This is a genomic window from Peribacillus phoenicis (assembly GCF_047238085.1).
Taxonomy (GTDB): domain Bacteria; phylum Bacillota; class Bacilli; order Bacillales; family DSM-1321; genus Peribacillus.
The window spans coordinates 1,038,886-1,061,183 of record NZ_JBDFMF010000001.1; the positions used below are offsets into that span (position 1 = coordinate 1,038,886).

The following is a 22,298-nucleotide window of genomic DNA, read 5'->3' on the forward strand; positions in this document are numbered from 1 at the left end:
ATACAGAGGGGGTATTCTCCTCTGTATATATGATTATATTTAAAAGGAGGGATAAAATGGATTTCAAAGTTTTTAAAGATCTCTCTGAGCAAGATAAGAGAGAGTATTTATCTAAACTGTTAGTAGATAATGGAAGCCGAATAGATAAAAGCTTCCCCATTCTTAAAAATATGCCAAAGGATTTATATGTACCATTTCCTTTAACCGATATACAAGAAGCTTTTGTAGTAGGGAGATTATTAGGAAGTGAAGATAAAGTGGGCTGTCATTTTTACTGCGAGTTTGAGAAAAAAGGTCTTGATATCGAGAAGTTAAAACACACTTGGAATAAATTGGTTCAACATCATGAAATGCTTCATACCATAATTAACCCCACGGGTACTCAGAGTGTTCTAGATAAAATTCCGAATTTTGGTATGGCAATTCATAATTTAAAAAATGCTGATCATGAAGTGCTTAAAGCACATAGACAGAAAATCCGAAATGAACTTTCTCATAAAGTATATAAGGCGGGGCAATGGCCATTATTTGACCTTCAGTTTTCGTTACTTCCAAACGATAATGTTCTCATTCACTTGAGTATTGATGAGTGGATTGTTGATGCAGCCAGTGTGGATTTACTGTTAGATCAATGGTATCAGTTATATCATGATTCAAGCTATGAGTTACCAGACCTAGATGTGTCATTTAGAGATATGGTCATGGCTTGGAAAGAATTTGAGGGATCTTCAGTTTTCCAGCACGACCTTATTTATTGGGTGAATAAACTTAAAAATGCACCAGGTGGGCCTTCCCTACCTATTAATAGAAATCCGAAATTGAGTGATGGATATTCATATATTCCTCGCTACCGTTTGGAAGGGGAACTAGAGGAAGACTTATGGAAACAGCTTAAACAAAAAGCTAGGGAACTAGAAGTCTCCCCAACCGTTCTTTTATTAACCTTATTTTCTCAAGTATTAGAGGAGTATAGTGATTTGCCTTCTTTTTCACTCATACAAACCTATTTTAACCGACTACCTCTTCATCCAAAGTTGGATCAAGTAGTTGGACCTTTCATCTCCACGAACATTTTTGTGGCGGATCAACGTTACAAGGATTGGAAGCAACAGGCTCAGGCCAATCAAAAACAGGTTTGGGAAGACTTAGATCATAGTTCGGTCAGTGGTATTCGCGCTATGCGTGATTTACGAGCCAAGCAAAAAGATAAATCAATCCCCAATTTTCCAGTCGTTTTTACAAGTATGTTAAATAATGTAGGAAAAGTAGGTCAAGGGCGACCAAGTTGGTTCCATTATATGACGTATAACATTACGCAAACACCGCAGGTGTACCTGGATCATCAAATATCAGAACGCAATGGTGTGCTTCACTTTAATTGGGATGTAGCGGAAGGATATCTTCCTCGGCCGTTAGTGGAGGAGATGTTTGGGAGATATGAACGTCGCTTACGGGAAATCATCTTGGAAGACCAATTGGTCGTATCATCCACGACGTCTTCTTCATTTGGACTTACGGATCTCCAACAAACTTATGTGGTAGGGCGTCTGCGGGGAGAAAACAAACAGAGTTGTCAAATGTATCAAGAATTTCAGGTTGGACAGTTAGATGTTTCTCGTCTTCAACAGGCCTTGCAACAACTCATTGAGCATCATGGGATGCTGCGAGCTATTGTACATGACGATGGAACGCAAGAAATTTTGACCCAAGTACCTGCCTATAAGATTCCAGTAAACCTAGCTCAAAATGCTCATCAACTGGATGCACATATTCTACAGGTTCGTAAGGAATTGCAGAATCAAGTATTTCCATTAGGAAAGTGGCCGCTTTTTGACCTTCGGGTCACTCAAGGTGTAGAGCTCTCATATGTCCATTTATGTACCGATGCATTGATTGCGGACGGGGCAAGTTTGTTCTTACTGTATCAACAGCTTATAGCTCTCTATGAGAATCCAGAAACCAAGCTCTCTCCGTTGGAAGTTTCTTACCGGGACTACTGTCAGTACATAAACGAGCAACGTCAATCAGCAGAAGGACAAAAGGCACGGGCGTATTGGGAGAAGAAGATGGCAACCATCGTTCCAGGTCCCATCCCTTCCTTAACAAGCGAATCGTCTCGTTCAACCATGCAAGGAGTAATATCGGACTGGAGAGCCTTGAAGGAAAAGGCAGCCCGTTGGGGCGTAAAACCTGGAACGGTCCTACTAACAGCTTTTCAAGAGGTATTAGCCACCCACTTTGACCATGCTTTCACCACGGTAGTGGTGAATTGGGATCGTCCATTTATTCATAAGCAAGTGAACGAATTGATAGGGGATTTTACTTCTCTCAGCTATATTGAGTCCCTTCCAACTGAACAAACTTTCTTACATAGAGCCCGAGTCAATCAAAAGGAATTGGAGGAGGATCTCTCTCAACACCTAGTGAGTGGGATGCATGGACTCCGGAAGCGTGCGATGGGCCGTAAAGATGAAGGATATCTTTCCTTCCCTATTGTGTTTACGAATCTTGTGGAAGATCAGGAAATAAGCCTCCCTTCGGGATGGGAGATGGGGTATAGTAGCTCCAAAACGTCAGGTATTTACTTAGATATGATTCCAGTCGAAAAGAATGGTGTTCTTCATTTTCATTGGGACATGATGGAAGGGCTGTTTTCGCCGGCTGTTAAACAGACACTGTTTACCCATTTCAGTGAACGATTAGCTGAGCTTGCTTCTGATGAAGAGAACTGGAAGGAAAAACCATTGAGAAGACATTCAGACACCTTTTCTACGATTCATGAGTGGTTTGAACGCCAAGTGGAGCTTTATCCGCAAAACCTTGCGCTCAAATGGAATCATGAAGTAATGACGTACCAAACTCTCAACGAGCGATCTAACCAATTGGCACGGTACCTGCAGTCGAGGGGAGTAGGACCTGAAGTGATGGTGGGTATTTGTGTGGAACGCTCACTAGATATGATGGTCGGAATATTGGGAATTTTAAAAGCGGGAGGTGCTTATGTACCGCTAGATCCGGCCCATCCAAAGGATCGCCTTGCGTATATCTTGGAGGACTCGGATGTTTCCTTGGTAATAACCCAAGAAACCGTGCTTTCCTCGCTTAAAGAAACGAAAGCCGCACTCATTTGTTTAGATCGTGATCAACACTTTTGGTCTTCGAAAGCTGTCACGAATCTCCATGTACCTGTGGCCACAGATGGCTTAGCTTATGTCATTTATACATCTGGCTCAACTGGGAGACCGAAAGGAGTGTTGGTGACCCATCAAAACGTTATCCGTTTGATGCACGAAACGGAAGAGTGGTACGACTTTAATGAGCGGGATACTTGGACACTTTATCATTCTTACGCCTTTGATTTTTCCGTTTGGGAAATTTGGGGAGCCCTTTTATATGGAGGGAAATTGATTATTGTTCCTTATAAGACAACTCGAACCTTTGAATCATTCTATGAGTTACTCGTGCAAGAAAGGGTCACAGTCTTAAACCAAACGCCGACGGCGTTTCGCCAGCTAATGAGGGTAGATGAGCAGAACGAACGCTCTACATCTCTTGCTTTACGTTATGTCATATTTGGAGGAGAAGCACTCGATCCACGCATGCTTCAAGGCTGGTTTGACCGTCATGGTCATCAAAAACCGCAGTTGGTGAATATGTATGGGATCACAGAAACTACCGTGCATGTGACCTATCGTCCCATTACTAAGAAGGATATCTATTCGTCAAATAGTATAATAGGGACTCCTATTCGAGATCTTCAGGTCTATATATTGGATGAGCACCTTCAAACTGTGCCGAGAGGGACTGTAGGTGAAATGTATGTAGGAGGATTAGGTGTAGCAAGAGGCTATCTAAATCAGGACCAACTGACAAAAGAACGGTTCATTCCAAGTCCATTTGACCCTATGGAACGTCTCTACAAGACGGGGGACCTAGCCCACTATATGGAGAGTGGGGAGCTAGCATTTGTGGGTAGAAATGATAATCAGGTTAAAGTACGAGGCTTCCGAATTGAATTAGGAGAAATTGAAGCAGCATTAAAAGCTCATAAATCTATCCAAGACGTAATTGTGACTGTTATAAATAATGACACGCAGGAGGATAGCATTGTTGCTTATGTAGTACTTAATGAACCATTTTCTTCTACTGAAATTAGAAAATTCATGAGGAGTAAAGTTCCTCAATACATGGTACCTAATATCATTACAGAGGTTCCGGAGCTCCCGTTAACTGTTAATGGAAAACTTGATTATGAAGCGTTATCCAAAAAAATGAGAGCAAGTGAAGGGAAAGAGAATGATGAACAGATGATTATCAATAGCATCCTTGAAAAAATTGCTGACTGTGTTAAAGAAATCTTAAATATTCCTGATATTGATATTAACGACGATATTTTTAATCTAGGAGCTACTTCACTAACGCTCGTAAATATTGCCCAAATCTTAAAAGAAAGAAACAATATTTCATTGCCTATCGAAGTTCTAATAGAAAACTCAACTATAAATGAAATAGCAACTTACTATTTAATGCAAGAGAATAAAGAAAGTTCAGTTTCTCTACAAGAGACGAACAACAGTAATTTACCTACAGAAAACACTGTTAGAACAGTATCTACTTTCTCAAATATAAGATTGGAGACTGCTGATATTGACCCTATGTACCTTTCCGCTTATTCGTCAAAACAAGAATTTACAGGATCCTCAGTGAGTCTTGAAGAACTTAATGGGCTTCTGAGTCTGCTTCAAGCGCAGAAAATAAGTGGAAATGATAAATATTTATACCCTTCGGCTGGTGGAAAATATTCGGTTCAAACATATGTATATGTCAAGGGAAATGGAGTAACAGGTTTAGAGACAGGTATTTACTATTACAATCCAAAACTACACGAACTTCACATGATGTCAGGCGGAGATCATGTGACGGAAAGTATTTTTTCTAACTATCATCAAGAGATTTATAAAAAATCTAAATTTTCCATTTTCTTCATTGCTGAAATGGCTGCAATTCAACCTTTTTATAAACAATTTAGTGACAGTTTAGTTACCTTGGACACAGGATATATGAGTCAATTACTAATGAGCAATCAATTTCACTTTAATCTAGGACTTTGCTCAGCTTTCGGTGTGAACTTTGATCCAATATCAGCGCTATTTAATCTGAAAGAAAGCCATAAATTTATTCACTGCTTGTTAGGTGGCCAAGTAAATTACGAAGAGCCTAAAGATACAACACCTTTTAAAATAAATGAATCAACATTGCTTAAACATAATAATTCTTCTTTTATAAGCCAAAGTGATATCGAGAAATTGTATGGGCAAATGGAATACCACGGATTATCAGAAGAAGAAATTCAAGTTATTACTAAAGATAAATTGCATATTAGAAAGGACGCGTTTATCAGAAAGAGTGTTAAGTTAAGACAGAACCATTATAGTACAGCTGATTATTATGCGCGTTCTTGCCAAAGAGTATATGAGAATGAAAAGTTATCTACCGGTCAAATTGGTGGCTTCCTTTCTCTATTAAAGAACTATGGCGATCAGGGACAAAGGCTATATTCAACTCTAGATCAGGACTCTCTCCTACAAATATATGTATATGTAAAGGCAAATAAGATAGAGGGGCTTGGCGAAGGAGTTTATAAGTATGATAAAGATACACATAGCTTAACCTTAGTAAGTAGGCATCACAATATTCAAATTAATAAGAGCTATACCCCATTTAACAGACCACATCTTAAGGATGCAGCATTTTGTTTGTATCTCACAATGGATTTAAGCCATAACCACCTACCAAGAATGTCTATACATGCTTCACTTATGGAAGCAGGACATGTGGGGCAATTGCTGATGGATAGACAAGCCGACTTTAATATAGGTCTTGTGCCTGTAGGGGGTGTAAACTTTGCGGCGTTACAGAACTACTTTGGAATTTCAGAATCAACCTTTTTAGTTCATAGTTTTATAGGTGGATATTTTACCCCAACACATAAGAAAACAGTCTCTCTTAAGAGGTTTGAAAAAGGTATTAGTACAACGAATCAATTACAAGCAGAACCAGAGTCTAGTAAAAATCAGGATGTTGCTGTAATTGGTATTAGCGGGAAATATCCTCATGCCTCTAATTTAGAATCACTATGGGTTAATCTAATTTCATCAAAAGATTGTATTGAAGAAGTTCCAGAAGAACGATGGAAGGCAAGTCAATATTATCAGAGCGGTGAAGAAAATAGGAGTTCTAAGAGTAAGTGGGGAGGATTTCTAACTGATATTGATAAATTTGACTCCCTGTTTTTTGGAATTCCACCGAGTGAGGCTAAATATATGGATCCCCAGGTGCGCTTAGCCTTAGAAATGGTTTGGCACACATTGGAAGATTCAGGATACACGATTAGTAGGCTAAGAGAATTACAAGAAAAAGGTGAGAGAGTTGGAGTGTTTATAGGAAGCATGTATCAACACTACCACCTACTTGCAGATTCTAATGATCTTAAAGCCGTGTTGGCGATTCAATCCTATTCCGCAATAGCTAACAGAATCTCACATTTTTACAATTTCCAAGGGCCAAGCATGGCTGTAGATACAGCATGTTCTTCTTCATTAATGGCCCTTCACTTAGCGACGGAAAGCATCAAACGTGGTGAGTGTAGCACAGCTATTGTTCTAGGAGTAAATTTAAGTCTTCATGCTGGGAAATACACAGCGCTATCTGACTTAGGCTTACTCGGAAGTAGTTCAAAAAGTATGAGTTTCCACAATAGTGATGGATTTGTCCCAAGCGAGGGAATTGGAGCCGTTCTTCTAAAATCTTTACCTAAAGCGGAAATTGGGAGAGATCGTATATATGGTGTTATTAAAGCATCTGGAACAAATCACAGTGGTAATGCAGGTGCCTACTCTTCACCTAGCGTTAGTGCTCAACAAGAGTTAATTAGAGAAACACTCGTTAAAAATAATATATCACCCGATAGTATTAGCTATATTGAATCCGCTGCTAATGGTTCTCCTATAGCAGATGCCGTGGAAATAAATGCTCTTACAAAAGCATTTAAAGAATTTACAGAAGAAAAACAATTCTGCCCAATAGGAACCATTAAATCTAACATTGGTCATTTAGAAGCGGCTTCAGGGATTTCACAATTAACAAAAGTAATCTTGCAGTTACAGCATAAAAAACTTGTACCTACTCTACAGTTTGAGAAACTTAATCCATTTATTGATCTGCAAAATACTCCTTTTTATTTACAGTCTACCGTTGATGATTGGAAGAGACCGATTGTAGGCAAAGAGGATGGTATAAATGAATACCCTTTACGAGCAGGTATCTGTTCATTTGCTGCAGGGGGTACAAACGTTTTTGTAGTTTTAGAAGAATATCAGTCCGTGCAAATACAAGGTTCCTTAAGCAAGGGAGAAGAACCTAGATTGTTTGTTCTCTCCGCTAAGAGTGAGGAACAGCTTTTAGTGGTCGCGATGCAACTTCACAGCCATATAGTATCTAATTCGCATTTGCAGTTAGAAAACCTGGCACATACTCTTTTAAATGGTCGTGAACATATGGAGTGTCGTTTGGCCCTTATAGCAGGTTCAATTACTAGCCTTATTGAAAAATTAGAGAATTTCCTTTCAGGTGCTGAGGAGCAATTAAACATATTCAAAGGAGACATAAGAACTCAGGAGAGCGATTTAAACTTATTTAAAGATGATCCTGATTATCAGTCCCTCTTGAATATATGGCTTAAAAAAGGTTCTCTCGAAAAAGTAGCTCAAATATGGGTGAAAGGAGTCTCCCTAAATTGGGATATCTATTGTTACGGTGAGGAAGGTACCACAATTTCTCTTCCTGGTTATCCATTCTTAAAAGAATCTCATTGGATTACTAGTGATAACCATGCTATTAAATCTCCAGGAACAGATTTATCTGAATCGATTGAAAGCATCGAAGAAATTAGAGAAGTAGAGGAGGTTGAAGAAGTGGCAGATGTTACGGTTAAAGATATGGTAATGGATGCGGTATGTAACCTATTGCAAATAACTAAAGACAAATTAGATGTTCATAAACCTTTAATGCAGTACGGCTTCAATTCTATATACGCTATGAAGTTAATTAACATACTTAAAAAGTCTAACATCGATATAACAGCGAAGGTGATTTTTGAAAAAGCTACTTTAGAAAGAATTATTCAATTTTTAAATGACCAAAATACAGAATTTGAAAATGATATGGTCACTACCTATATGGAATCAGCAATAGGTCTAGAAGCACCTTCATTAGAGGATAAAATCATTCATCTACTTACGACTGAGGTTGCAAAAGGAACGTTTACTGCAGAAGAGGCAGCCTCCATTGACCAAAAAATCTTTAGTAGTGATTGGGGAGAAGAGCATGAAAAATCTAACCCGAAAAGGGATATATAGGAAAGTTGAAAGCAATGAAATAGATACTAAAGCTGCTATTGAACAATTAAGCTTTAAATCGACCCATATATCTAACAGTAAGGAAGTTGACGAAACAGCAGGGTTTAAACTATCCAAAGGGCAAGAAGCCCTTTGGACAGTATATAAGTTATTTCCTGACGTTACAGCTTATAATGTTCCGATGGCATATAGAGTGAATTCAAGTTTTGACCCAGAAGCATTTTATCAAGCTCTTCAAGCGGTAATAAAAAAGCATCCTTCCTTAAGAACAGTATTTAGGGATGATAAGGAGCAAGGAGTTATACAATTTATTCTCGATTCACTAGAAGTTCCAGTTTTCCAAATAGATCTAAATGAAGATTCCGAGCAAACCTTAGTAAGTAGTATGCGAGGAGAGGCTTATAAACCTTTTTCTTTAGAAGAGGGTCCGTTAATTACAGCTTATCTATACTGCTTAGAGAAAAGACCAGTTTCACTCTTGATCAATATTCATCACATTATTTTTGATGGATTATCTATGCAAATCTTTATGAAGGATTTACAAGACTATTATTCTCAGTGGAAAAATAATAAGAGTATAACACTATCTAAAACAGGTATGACAACATTTAAGGACTTTGTGATTTGGGAAGAGGACATACTACAAAGTCATAAAGGAATATCCTCCAAGGAATTCTGGTTAGATGCAGTGAAGGATAATGTTTCACCTATTAAGCTACCTTACTCGACAAGTGAAAAAGAAGGAGAAAAATTTAAAGGATCTAATTATTCCATTAAACTGGAAAAGGGTATTTTGGATAAGTTAAAGAAGTTTTCTATTAAGCACTATCATTCCTTATATACCATAATGTTGTCTGCGTACTCTTTATTATTAAAAAAATATACAGAAGAGAATGTAGTAATGGGTATTCCAATGGCAAACAGAGGTGAAGTCGATTTTGAAGAGGTAATTGGATTTTTCATGAATATGACGTTATTTGACAACATGGTAGAAGATGAGGATACATTTCTTTCGCTAGTAAAAAGAAATGAGAACAAATTATTTGATGCCATGGAGCATAGTTATTATCCTTTGCATCAACTATCAATGGATACAAAAAAATCGAAGCTATTTAATACAGCTTTTTATTATCAAAACTGGGTTGAAGAGGTAGAAAAAATCAACAGTGAGAACGAATCTTTCTTAGGTGAACCAATCTTAGAAGTTCATCAGCAAGGTGAATTCGATCTGACCCTAGAGATAATAGAAATGAAAGAAAATGTAGACATTTATTTCAAATATAATCCTACGCTTTACGAGCAGTCGATTATTGAGAGGATGGCTGAGCATTATGTGCATTTGCTTAATAGCGTTCTTGATAACCCGGAGCATAAGTTGACATCCCTACATGTTTTAAAGCAAGAAGAACTTATCAATTCGTTATTAAACCGGAATAATACGAAATTTGATTATGATTTTACTCCAACACATGAGCTTTTTGAACAAGCAGCGCTTATGTACTCTGATTCAATGGCTGTGTCTGTTGGGGGAAATTCTATGACATATCAAGATCTAAATAGTTATTCCAATCGATTAGCTAATCTTCTGAAGAAACGTGGAGTTAATCATGGTGACCTAGTAGGAGTTTATTTGACAAGAACACCCAAATTACTTGCATCCCTACTTGCCATTCATAAAGCAGGAGCGGCATATGTACCTCTAGATCCTATTTATCCAAATGACCGGGTACACTATATGATTGAACATAGTGAATTGGAATACATCATTACGGAGTCGCAATTATCAAAAGATGTAGCTATAGACGGTATAACGCCATTCCTATTGGACTTGGATCATAAAGATATCGAAAAGGAAAATACCTCAGTTCTGAATATACAGCCAACTTTAATGGAAGATACGGCTTATGTTATTTATACTTCTGGATCAACAGGGAAACCAAAAGGAGTAGAAGTTTTACATAAGGGTTTGACGAATTTTCTTTGCTATATGAAGCAAGCATTAGATATTCAACCAAGTGAAAAATTCTTTTCATTAACGACAATATGCTTTGATATCGCAGGGTTGGAATTATTTCTACCTTTAATAAGCGGTGCTTCTGTTGAAATAGGTACTGATGAAGATATTAGAGACGGTTTAGCCATTAAAAAAGTCCTTGAAGAGAGAAGCATCAACGTTGTGCAAGGGACACCATCTAATTGGCGGATGATTAGGGAAGCAGGCTGGTTACCAGATGCACAAATGAAGTTACTAGTTGGTGGTGAAAGAGTAGACCAAGATATTAAGCAATTTTTAACCCAACAAGCATCAAAAGTATGGAACGTATATGGCCCTACAGAGACAACGATTTGGTCAACTATTAGTTCGCTTACTTTTAATGGACCTATTACTATAGGTCGTCCTATCGGTAATACTCAAGTCTACGTATTAAATTCCGATTTACTCCCAGTCCCGGATGGAGTAAAAGGTGATCTGTACATAGCTGGAGACGGTTTATCAAAAGGGTACTTTAAGAATCCGGAACTAACAAAAAATAGCTTTATTCCAAATCCGTTTATCCCTCGAACTACGATGTATAAAACGGGTGATTTAGCAAGGTATCTTAAAAGTGGTGAGATTGAATTTATAGGCAGAAGTGACCAGCAAGTAAAACTAAGAGGATATCGTTTGGAATTAGGTGAAATAGAAGCGGTTTTAAAAACAAACCAAAACGTAAGCGAAGCGGTTGTGGTATTAAGGAATAATAAACAACATGTACCTCAACTAGTAGGATTCATTCAACAGGAAGTTGATAGAGGTGTAGAGTTTATTAAGGAATTGCTTCAAGACCTCTCTAAAAAACTTCCTGGCTATATGTTTCCTTCAAAAGTCATAACAGTTAAGAGCTTTCCTCTTACTTTAAATCAAAAGATTGATCGAAAGGTATTGAGAGATTTAGATGAAGATATCATACGCAAGAAGTATGAGGTGAAAAATGATCCAGGTGAGCAAACGTCTGAGGGAAAAAAGGATAATGACCTTAAACTAATGATAGAAACTTCATTAATTGAAATGATTTCTATAACTAATGAGATAGATAAGTTAGAAATAGATGTTTCGTTAAATATTGGTGAATACGGGTTTGATTCTATTTCTTATACGAAATTGGCCCAGAAGATTTCACAGCAATATGAGATAGATATAAAACCTAATATCTTTTATCAATATTCGACGATTGAATCATTTGCTCATCATCTTTCCACTTACTATCAAGAGAAGTTAGAATCCCTTGTCTTACCTGTTTCTGAGGAAAAGAAAGTAGTGAGAAAGCCAATTAGCCAAGAGAAAGTGACGGTAAGTAAAAATATTCCATCAACGGAAGAGCCGATTGCTATTGTGGGTATGTGGGGTAAAATGCCTCAAAGCCAGGATTTGGATGAGTTTTGGGATTCACTTTTCAACGATAGAGATTTAATTGAGGAAGTTCCTGCCTCTCGTTGGGATTGGAGAGAGTTTGAAGGAAACCCAATGACAGAGGGTAACAAGATAAGTTCCAAATGGGGAGGATTTATTCCTAACGTAGATAAGTTTGACCCTTCTTTCTTTGGAATATCTCCTTATGAGGCAAATTCAATGGACCCTCAACAAAGATTAATTCTTGAAAGTGTTTGGAAGACGATAGAAAATTCAGGTCATAGACTATCAGAACTCTCAGGTTCTTCTACAGGAGTTTTCATCGGCTCAAGTGGCTCTGACTTTATGGGTACGGTAGGAGATGAAGTAGAAAACTATACGCTGACCGGTATTGCGAGAAGTGTCTTAGCTAATAGAGTGTCGTATTTATTAAATCTTACGGGCCCTAGCGAACCAGTAGATACGGCTTGCTCTAGTGGACTGGTGGCTATGCATAGAGCAATTGCTGCTATTCAAAGTGGAGAATGTGAGCAAGCCATTGCAGGCGCAGTCAATGTAATCTTAGACCCATTTGCCAGCATAGCTGCCAGTAAAGTAGGAATGCTTAGTGTAGATGGTAGATGCAAAGCCTTTGACTCTAGCGCTAATGGTTATGTTAGGGGAGAAGGAGTAGCAACTGTATTACTAAAACCATTATCAAAGGCCTTAGAAGAACATGATTATATTTACGGAGTTGTGAGAAGTTCTGCGGTTAATCATGGAGGAAAAGCAAATTCCTTTACTGCACCAAATCCTAATGCCCAGACCGACTTATTAATAAAAGCCTATCAAAAAGCTAACATTAATCCTTCGATGGTTTCTTACATCGAAGCGCATGGAACAGGAACAGAACTAGGTGATCCAATTGAAATCGACGGATTGAAAGCAGCTTTTAATCAACTATATAAAGAATGGGGTATAGAAATTCCTTCTGAACCTCATTGTGGAATAGGATCAGTAAAAAGCAACATAGGTCATTTAGAAGCAGCTGCTGGAATGGCTGGTCTAATTAAAATTCTTTTATGTATGCAACATGAGGTGTTACCATCCAATATTCACTTAAAGGAGAAAAATCCTTATATCGATTTAGATCATAGCCCGTTTTATTTAGTACGTGAGAAAGAGGAATGGAGGTCAATGAAAGACGATAAACAAAACAATTTTATAGCTGGTGTAAGCTCTTTTGGTTTCGGAGGAAGCAATGCGCATATTGTTCTTCAGGAGTATGAGCATACAGTAGAAGAGAATGATGGAGAAAAATCTTACATTATTCCACTTGCAGCTAAGACTGATGAGGAGTTAAAAGAGGTAGCTATTAACCTAAGAGGTTTTCTTTTAAAGGAGAAACCAATTAAACAAAAGACTCTTTATAATCTCACGAATATTTCTTATACCCTTCAAGTAGGAAGAGATGGTATGAAATCAAGGTTTTCTACAGTTGTATCTTCAGAAAAGGAGTTACTAAAAAAGCTAGATGAATTCTTGATAGGTTCGAAGGATAAAGGTCAGTTTTATAATCATACTATAAAGAAGAGAAAACCACATCCGGATTTACTTGAACAACAGGAGATAGATGATTTAGTACAAAACAAGAGATTAAAAGAGATAGCTTATCAGTGGGTGATAGGTAACTCTATTGATTGGAATGAATTGCATAAAGATGATACACACCAGATTCAGAGAGTTCCATTACCATCTTACCCATTTAAAGGAGAGTCCTTTCCAATACACAATAAAAAAGGACAAGAGTCTGTAAAGCATTCTAAGCCAATAGAACAGAAACACCCTATGTTAGAAAAAAGTGATATGGTGACTGATAACATTTGTGAAGTTTCTCTAACAGGTAATGAATACTTTATAAGAGATCATGTAGTAGATCAACAAAGAGTTATGCCAGGGGTAGCCTATTTAGAAATGTCCTTAGCAGCCGCTAAGAGAAGTTTTCCAAATTATAAAGTGAACCTAATCAAAAACATTGTTTGGTCAAAACCCTTAATTATTGGAGAGAATTTTGATGAAAAAGTAGAAATTCACCTGGAGGAAACTAAACAATCCGATCTTTCGTACTCTTTCATATCAAAAGGAAATGTACTTTCAGGAGGTAAACTTGCTTTTCGACAACCCTTAGAGGAGGTTTCCCCTGTAAACTTGCCTGCTATTAAAGAGCGCTGTTCTTACCAGAAGAGCACAGAAGATTGTTATAGATTATTCAGAAAAAATGACTTTAAATATGGTCCGTCATTTCAGGTAATCGAGACCATTCATCATAGTAACAGTGAATCATTGGCTCTTATTAACATGCCAGGTGAATGCTCACAGATTAAAGATTATACGTTACATCCTTCTCTAATGGATGGTGCATTACAAAACATCATTTTATTGCTAGGTGAAAGAGATAATCAGGAATTAATTTTACCTTTTTCTATAGGGGAAATCCAAATACATCGCCCGTTAGTGGAAAAATGTTATGTCTATGGAGTTCTCAAAAACAGTAAAGGACAAGTTCGTAAATATGATATTTATCTAACGGATCTGTCAGGTAATGTATTGGTATATATAAAAGATTACTCTTTACGAATGGTTAAAGCCCCTGAGAAAAAGAAACTAAATCCTATTCACTTCTATGAGCCGAGTTGGATAGAAAGTAGTATTCACATGGGACAAGGTTTATATGAAGAAAAAGAGGTCGAAATTATTTTTGATAACAATCCTTCTCGATATGCTGAGTGGATTAAGAATGAAAATGTCCTATTGGTTAAGACAGGGGACTCTTTTAGAATAGAAGGCCCAATGCTTTATTCAATTAACCCTATGAATGATAAGGATTATGCACTCCTTCTTAAAGAGATCCGAACACAATTAACATATCTACCTAACAAAATGAGTATTTTTTGGCCATTATCTTCAGTGGAATTAACAGTTGGGCAAAAGTTTAGCCATAGTGCGGAGGCTGTATTCTCATTAGTCAAAACTCTAATGACTCAAGGGGTCAATCAAGCTGATATTACTTATGTATATGATTGTGCGTCCAAAGATCAAAATACTGTATTTGACCAAGCAATAGGTGGTTTAGCAAAAACCATCGTCATTGAAAAACCAAACATTCTTGTCAGGGCTGTAGGAATTGATAGTATCTACAAAACTGCTAATCAATTACATGAATTAGTTCGACAAGAGAGGGCAGAGGGATCTAAAGAAGTTCGTTATCTCGAAGGTAAACGATATGTGAAATCGATCGTAAAGGCTAGAGTCGAAAATCAGTTGCTTAAAGGTACTGAACCTATTTTTAAGGATGAAGGTGTGTACGTTATATCCGGTGGTGCTGGGGCCATAGGTCTATTCTTAGCTAAGAGTATAGTTCAGCAAGCAAAAAATCCTTACCTTTATCTGTTGGGACGCTCTGAGTTATCTAAGGAATTAAAGGGTCAACTAGAGTATCTAGAGAAGTTAGGAGCTTCCGTTAGATACCTTCAAACAGATGTTTCCAAAAGCAAGGAAGTTCATCGTGCTTTTGAAATTATAAAAGAGCAGCATGAATGTATTAAAGGAATTTTTCATGCTGCTGGAATGATAAAGGATTCTTATCTTTTAAAGAAATCTTTAGAAGACTTTAGACAAGTAATTCAACCAAAAGTTTTTGGCACTATAAATATTGAAGATGCAATAAAGGATTTTGACGTGGACCTTTTTGTTCTTTTCTCCTCTATTTCAAGTATTACAGGAAATATTGGGCAAAGTGACTATGCATATGCTAACAGTTACCTTAATGAGTTTGCTGTATGGAGAGAGAATAAACCGGATAAAAAGGGAAAAACAATTTCAATTAGTTGGCCATTATGGCAAAACGGCGGTATGAAAGTGGAGAGCAGAGTTACCGAAATGTTGGAGAAAAAATGGGGTGTAGCTCCACTAAGTAACGAACATGCAATACGCACAATTAACATTGCAGTCAAGCAAACTATGAATCAATTAATCCCGCTGGAGGGCGATGGAATGAAAATTGACGAAGTTCTACAGGTAAGAAATATTGAAGAAACTAACAAAAGCATAGAGGTAAGTGAAACAAGCGAGGATTCAGAATTTAATCTGCAGGAATTACAGGAATTAACCATTGAGTATTTAAAAGAAGTTATTTCGAAGGCCACAGAAGTTCCTGGTTATAAAATTGATGAAGAAGAGCCCTTTGAAGTGTACGGTATTGACTCCGTTATGATTCTAAAACTTAATACAGAGCTCGAGACTATATTTGGTGATATCTCTAAAACGCTATTTTTCGAGTATCAAAATACGGCAGAGCTTGCAGATTATTTTATTGAGTACCATAGCGCTCAACTGATTGAACTATTAGGTCTTACAAACAATGAGGACCCAGTAGCAAATCATACAGAGCTCGTGTATCAAGAGGATAACTTTGAAGACCAGGAAATCATCACGGAACCTCAACTAGAGGAGCTTCCGAAACTAGAAGTAGAGAAGTATAAAGAAAGCACTACTAAAGAGCATATTCCTGCTGTTAATCATCATGTATTTGAGGATGATATTGCCATTGTTGGAATTGACGGTCAGTATCCAAAAGCGAAGAACTTAGAGGAGTTTTGGGAGAACTTACAAGAAGGGAAGAACTGTATCACTGAAATACCAAGTGATCGTTGGGATTATAAAAAATATTTTACTGAGCAAAAAGGCGAGAGAGGGAAAACATACTCAAAGTGGGGTGGATTTTTAGAGGATGTAGATAAATTTGATCCTTTATTCTTTAATATCTCTCCTTTAGAGGCACAGATGCTTGATCCACAAGAGCGATTATTTATTCAAACGGTATGGCACACATTAGAAGATGCGGGATATACACGTAAAAAACTAGCCGATAAAAATGTCGGTGTATACGTGGGAGCGATGTGGGGGCAGTATCAATTATATGGTGGAGAAATTGAAGAAGGGATCATTGTAACACCAACTTCTTCGTATGCATCTATTGCCAATCGAGTATCTTACTTCTTTAACTTTAATGGCCCTAGTCTCACTTTAGATACCATGTGTTCGTCATCTCTTACTACTATTCACTTGGCATGTGAAAGTATCCGAAATGGTGAAATAGATATGGCTATTGCAGGTGGTGTGAATTTAACTATCCATCCTAATAAACATATCTTCTTAAGCCAGACCAAGTTTGCTTCCTCAGAAGGTCTATGCAAAAGCTTTGGTGAAGGTGGAGATGGATATGTCCCTGGAGAAGGTGTAGGCGCTGTTTTATTAAAACCATTAAAGAAAGCTATTGAAGATAATGATCGAATCTATTCTGTTATTAAAGGTACGGTAGTTAATCATGGTGGAAAGACGAATGGTTATACAGTACCTAATCCAAAAGCTCAAGAAAATCTTATTGAGAAAGCACTAGCTAAGACAGGCATTGATCCAAGAACAATTAGTTATATAGAGGCGCATGGAACAGGGACAGCTTTAGGAGATCCTATTGAGATCACAGGTATTAGTAAAGCTTTTGGTAAATACACAAAAGATAAGAATTTTTGCTCGATTGGCTCTGTAAAGTCTAATATTGGTCACTGTGAGTCTGCAGCAGGCATAGCAGGTATCACAAAGATGGTTCTGCAATTAAAGCATAAAAAACTAGTGCCATCTATTCACTCTGATGTATTAAACTCTAATATTAATTTTGAGGAAACACCTTTTTATGTTCAGCAGAAATTTGAAGATTGGAAACAGCCTGTACTAGTGAAAGATGGTCGAGAAATACGCATGCCAAGAAGAGCGGGCATTAGTTCTTTCGGTGCTGGGGGAGCAAATGCTCACATTATCTTAGAAGAATACGAACCAAGTATTGTTGAAGAAAGTAAAGTAGACTCTTCACCACAGTTGTTAGTTCTCTCAGCCAAAAACAAAGAGCAACTAAATGAGTATGCAAAAAGTTTGGTGGAGTTCTTATCACAAGGTCAAGATAATATGAGAGAGTTTGTACTGTCTCAGTTGTCTGGAGAACAAAATCAGAAAGTACAAGCTATTCCCGACTTTAGAGAAGCAATACTTAAAGAGCTCTCAGATGTTTTAGCTGTTTCACCATCTGATTTAGATATTTATACTTCTTTTGATGAATATGGAATGGGTCATGTTGAGTTAAAAGCCTTAATTAATTTATTTAAAGATGAATATAATATTACTTTAGACATCAATTTAGAAGAAAATGTGTTTTCTGTAATGGAAAAAGTAAATCCATCTATAAAAGTAGAGAGACATTCGAACACGATTCCGTTTACTGATATCGCTTATACCTTGCAAACCGGTCGTGAGGAGATGGAAGAAAGACTGGCTATCGTTGCATCATCTTCAGAAGAAGCTGTAGAGAAGTTATTGGAATATTGCAACGGTAATGAAAGTAATACTAAATTCAATCACAACAATATAAACCAGTCGTTTGGAAAGACAGATTTCTTATTTACTGGTAAAGAAGGAAAGAGGTTTATTAACGATTTAATTCTTAATAAACAGCTGGACAAATTAGCACATCTCTGGGTATCGGGTATTGATATTGCCTGGGATTTATTACATGATGGTTTACCAAAAATGAATGTAACAGCCCCTAAATATCCCTTTGCTAAAGAAAGATGTTGGGTAACAGACGATTTTCCATTAATGAAACAAAGTGCCCGTATTCATCCACTAGTTCATGAAGTAGATGCTAATTTAAGCCTAACAAAAGGTGGAGTAGTCTATAAAACCTTTTTAACTGACGAGATGAAGGAAAGACTAGCCAATTCTTATAGTTATGGAGTAATGATATTAGAAGTGATAAAGGCCACTCTAGAACAAATTAGTGAGAATATGAGGATTCAAGAACTAGAATTAACTCAGAAAGATTTTGTGAGTGGTGAAGACATTCCTTTATACATTCATTTAGAAAACAAGGATGAATTATTAAGATTTAATGTGAGTGTTGGAGAAGAGGAAAAGGTTCTTGCTCGAGGCGTTGCTAAATACGACGAACGAATGTCCGATGATGGTCCACTTCCTGTAACTGATTTGCTTACTAAAGTACAATCTGGAATCTCTAGAACCTTCTCACAAGGGGGGTTAATATTTGAATGTAAATACAATGATCAAGAGATGGTGATAGAGTGGAAAAATAATGTGACCCATCGTGATTATTTCTATGATTCAACTCTTGTTGCTGAAGTGTTAAAAGTTTTAGAGAAATGTTTCGATGTGAAGGTGGATGAAGGTATAAAGGCTATTAATAGCGTCTCTACTTTACATGAGTTTGGAACTGAAGGTGTGGTATTTGTTCAAAAAGATCAAGAGGATTTCTTTAACATTGCATTCCTAACCTATAGTGGTGATATCTGTGCTAAATGGGAAGGGTGCTCTTATAAAGGGAATAGCAATTTAGTACTTGATCGTTTCTTCTATAAACCATTCTGGAAAAAAGCGGAAGTGGCAGTAAAACCACAACAAGAGAACAAAAAGGTACTTATTATTCAACCTGAAGGTTTTGAAGAATTAATTACTGAATTAAAGAATAACCATGTTCATGACGTGGTTTATATAACTAAACCATCAACGAGAACTTATCCATTAACCAATGAAATTTGGGAGTTTGATGGAACATTAGAAGGTACCGCTCTCTTATTAAAAGAAATTCAAGATATTGATGTCATTTATTTCTTGGGTGGGTTATCTCAGTCCTTAGAAGTAGACAGCACGGATATGGTAAGATTTACAGAAATCCAGGACAAAGGCGTTATACAACTTTACCGTATTGTAAAAGCGATAGAGACAAGTTTACCAAATAAAAAGGTTCAGTTAAAAGTCGTTACGAATAATGTGCAAATTCTTTCTAAAGATGAAGTTAACTATCCTTATAGCGCATCCCTAGTAGGCTTTTCAAAATCACTAGCCAAAGAATATAAGAATATTACAGTTAGTTGCATGGATATAGCTCTAGAAAATAGCCATAAGGATAATGCGTTAATGATTGCAGCGGAAGAAACTTCTACTAGAGTTAAAGAAGTAGCATTTCGACAAGGTAGACGTTACGAGAGAATATTACTTCCTGAAGAGTTGTCTGTTAATTCAAATCCAGCTTATAAGAAGAACGGTGTGTACTTTATTGTAGGTGGAATGGGTAACGTTGGACATAAATTATCTTTATATTTAGCAGAAAATTATAAAGCTAAATTAGTGATAACAGGAAGAACTGCTTTAAATGATCAACTTCGAGAAAAGATAAAGGTAATTGAGGAAAAGGGTGGAGAGGTTCTATATATTCAAGCGGATCTAATGGATCGTGAAGGAATGGGAGGCGCAGTTAAACAGGCCATTCATCATTATGGAAAAATAAATGGTGTTATCCATTCAGCTATGAACTTTGCATACGAAATTATCTCAAATACTAATGAAGAAAAGTTAAAGGAAGAAATTGGTTCTAAGGCAATAGGCAGCTTGATTCTATTTAATGCTCTTAAAAATCTAGATTTAGACTTCCTACTATTCTTCTCATCAGGAGAGGCATTTACAGGAAATGTTGGGTGGTCTAGCTATGCTGCAGGATGTACATTTAAAGATGCATTTGCATCCCATATTTCCTCAAGAGTAAGTTATCCTGTCCAAATAATAAATTGGGGATTCTGGGATAACGAACAGGATGAATTCAAGGGAATGCTTAAATCCAAAGGTATACATCCAATTGAAACAAACATAGGTATGAAAGCCTTAGAAAGGGTACTTTCTCATCAAACGAAGCAAGTTATGGCCCTAAATGTTGAAGATAATGTGTTGACTCTTATGGGAGTAGAGCTACCAAAGGTAAATACTTCTACTTCAAATTGGAATGCCTTTAACAAAGCTTTAAGTGGTGGAAAACAAACAAAAGATATCTCTGCTAATCCTGTAGAACGCGTTCCAATGACGCTAGATAAAGATGCATTGCAGCAGAAAGTGGAACTTTTTGTTAAAGAGATTTTCTCTAGAGTATTAAAATTAGATGTAGAGAAAATAGAAAATCACAAAGAATTTAGTTTTTATGGTGTTGACTCACTCATTGTTACGGATATTCATCAGGAGTTTGAAAAAGAGTTAGATGAAAAGCTACTCGTAACGCTATTATTAGAAAATACCACAGTGGCTGATGTTACGGAGTATTTAATAGAGAATAATAGTGAGGCGCTAATCAGAAAATTTGGCGGAAGCACTATTGAAAGAATAGAAAGCCAACCAATGCCTTTTTCAGAGGTGGAAATCAACCTATTTAACCAGGTTAGTCATGAGCCGGGGGCTACAGAAGAATCTCTTGTACCTCATAACGTATTAACAGATGAGGTCTATGTGTCAACAAGTATGTTAAGTAATCCTGATATCGAAATACTAAGTGTAACAGAGCAAAGTGAAGTTAGTGAAATGCTCTATGAATACGGCGATAAATATACTAATGGAACTTTAAAAGCAATTAAAGATCATATTATTAATAAATCTGATATGGTTTATAATCCTAACAATATGTATCACATGATGATTAATACGTCCTTTAATAAAAAAATTGAGGTTTTTACAATTGGTGAAGGAGTTCCTATCCTTCTCGTGCCTGCAATTGGGTTAACAGCACCGATTTGGACGAACCAGTTAAAAGGTTGGTCTGATAAATATCAATTAATTGTTATTCATCACCCTGGATACGGAATAAGTGAAGTGCCAAAACAAATTACTCATGAAGTTGTGGCCGCCATATTTAAAGAAGTGCTACAGACTTTGGAAATTGAAAGAAAGATTCACATAATTGGATCTTGCTTTGGAGGGGTAGTATCCCAGTACTTCGCTAAGGAGTACCCAGAACTTGTTGCTTCTTTAACTTTGGCAGGAAGTTTCTATAAAAACTTTGGTTTACCTGATATTCAAGTAGAAGATCTTACGATTGAGCAAATGATTGAAGGTGCAAGCATGATTTCAACGGGAGTAAATCGAGACTTCGACGTGGTATTAGAAAACACTGAATTGGATAGGGATAGCCGTTTAGATGTTGTCGAAAATGCCAGAGAGCTATTAAATAAGAGTCAATGCGTAGATCCTCTCGTAGTTATGCGTTATATTACACAAATCTTAACTCTATCTGGGAAAGAATGGTTAGCGGATATTAACATTCCCACACTTTGTTTAGCTGGAGACTTAGATACAATTGTGAGTCCGATTATTTCTCAAGAGATAAGTGAGTTAGTTCCTGATGGAACCTATATGGAAATTAAGGGGTCAGGTCACTACCCATATTTAACTCATACGGAGGATTTTGATAAAAGAGTATTACCATTTATTGAAAAACAAGAGAATATTGTTTTAGTATAACTATTTATCCAACCTATTTTAGGAAAATAGGTTGGATTGCTTATTAAATCAACTACCAAGGGTTGCATGATATGATAAATTATAGGAGAATGTTGATTGTAAATTAA

At 36.9% G+C, this 22,298-nt stretch carries 2 protein-coding genes; both read left to right on the forward strand.

The window, feature by feature from the left end; translation table 11 throughout:
* Positions 1 to 56 precede the first annotated feature (56 nt).
* Complete coding sequence (locus ABC374_RS05110) at positions 57 to 8,417, forward strand: amino acid adenylation domain-containing protein (RefSeq protein WP_413016316.1); 8,361 nt, start codon at positions 57 to 59, stop codon at positions 8,415 to 8,417.
* The gene (locus ABC374_RS05115; protein ID WP_413016318.1) at positions 8,347 to 22,191 is read left to right on the forward strand and encodes an amino acid adenylation domain-containing protein; all 13,845 of its coding nucleotides are present in this window, start codon (positions 8,347 to 8,349) and stop codon (positions 22,189 to 22,191) included. The genes ABC374_RS05110 and ABC374_RS05115 overlap by 71 nt, the downstream gene beginning before the upstream one ends.
* The last annotated feature ends 107 nt before the right edge of the window (positions 22,192 to 22,298 follow it).

Bases quoted from the DNA above. Each gene is read 5' to 3' on its own strand.
- ABC374_RS05110 (WP_413016316.1), top strand. From the start codon at position 57: ATGGATTTCAAAGTTTTTAAAGATCTCTCTGAGCAAGATAAGAGAGAG.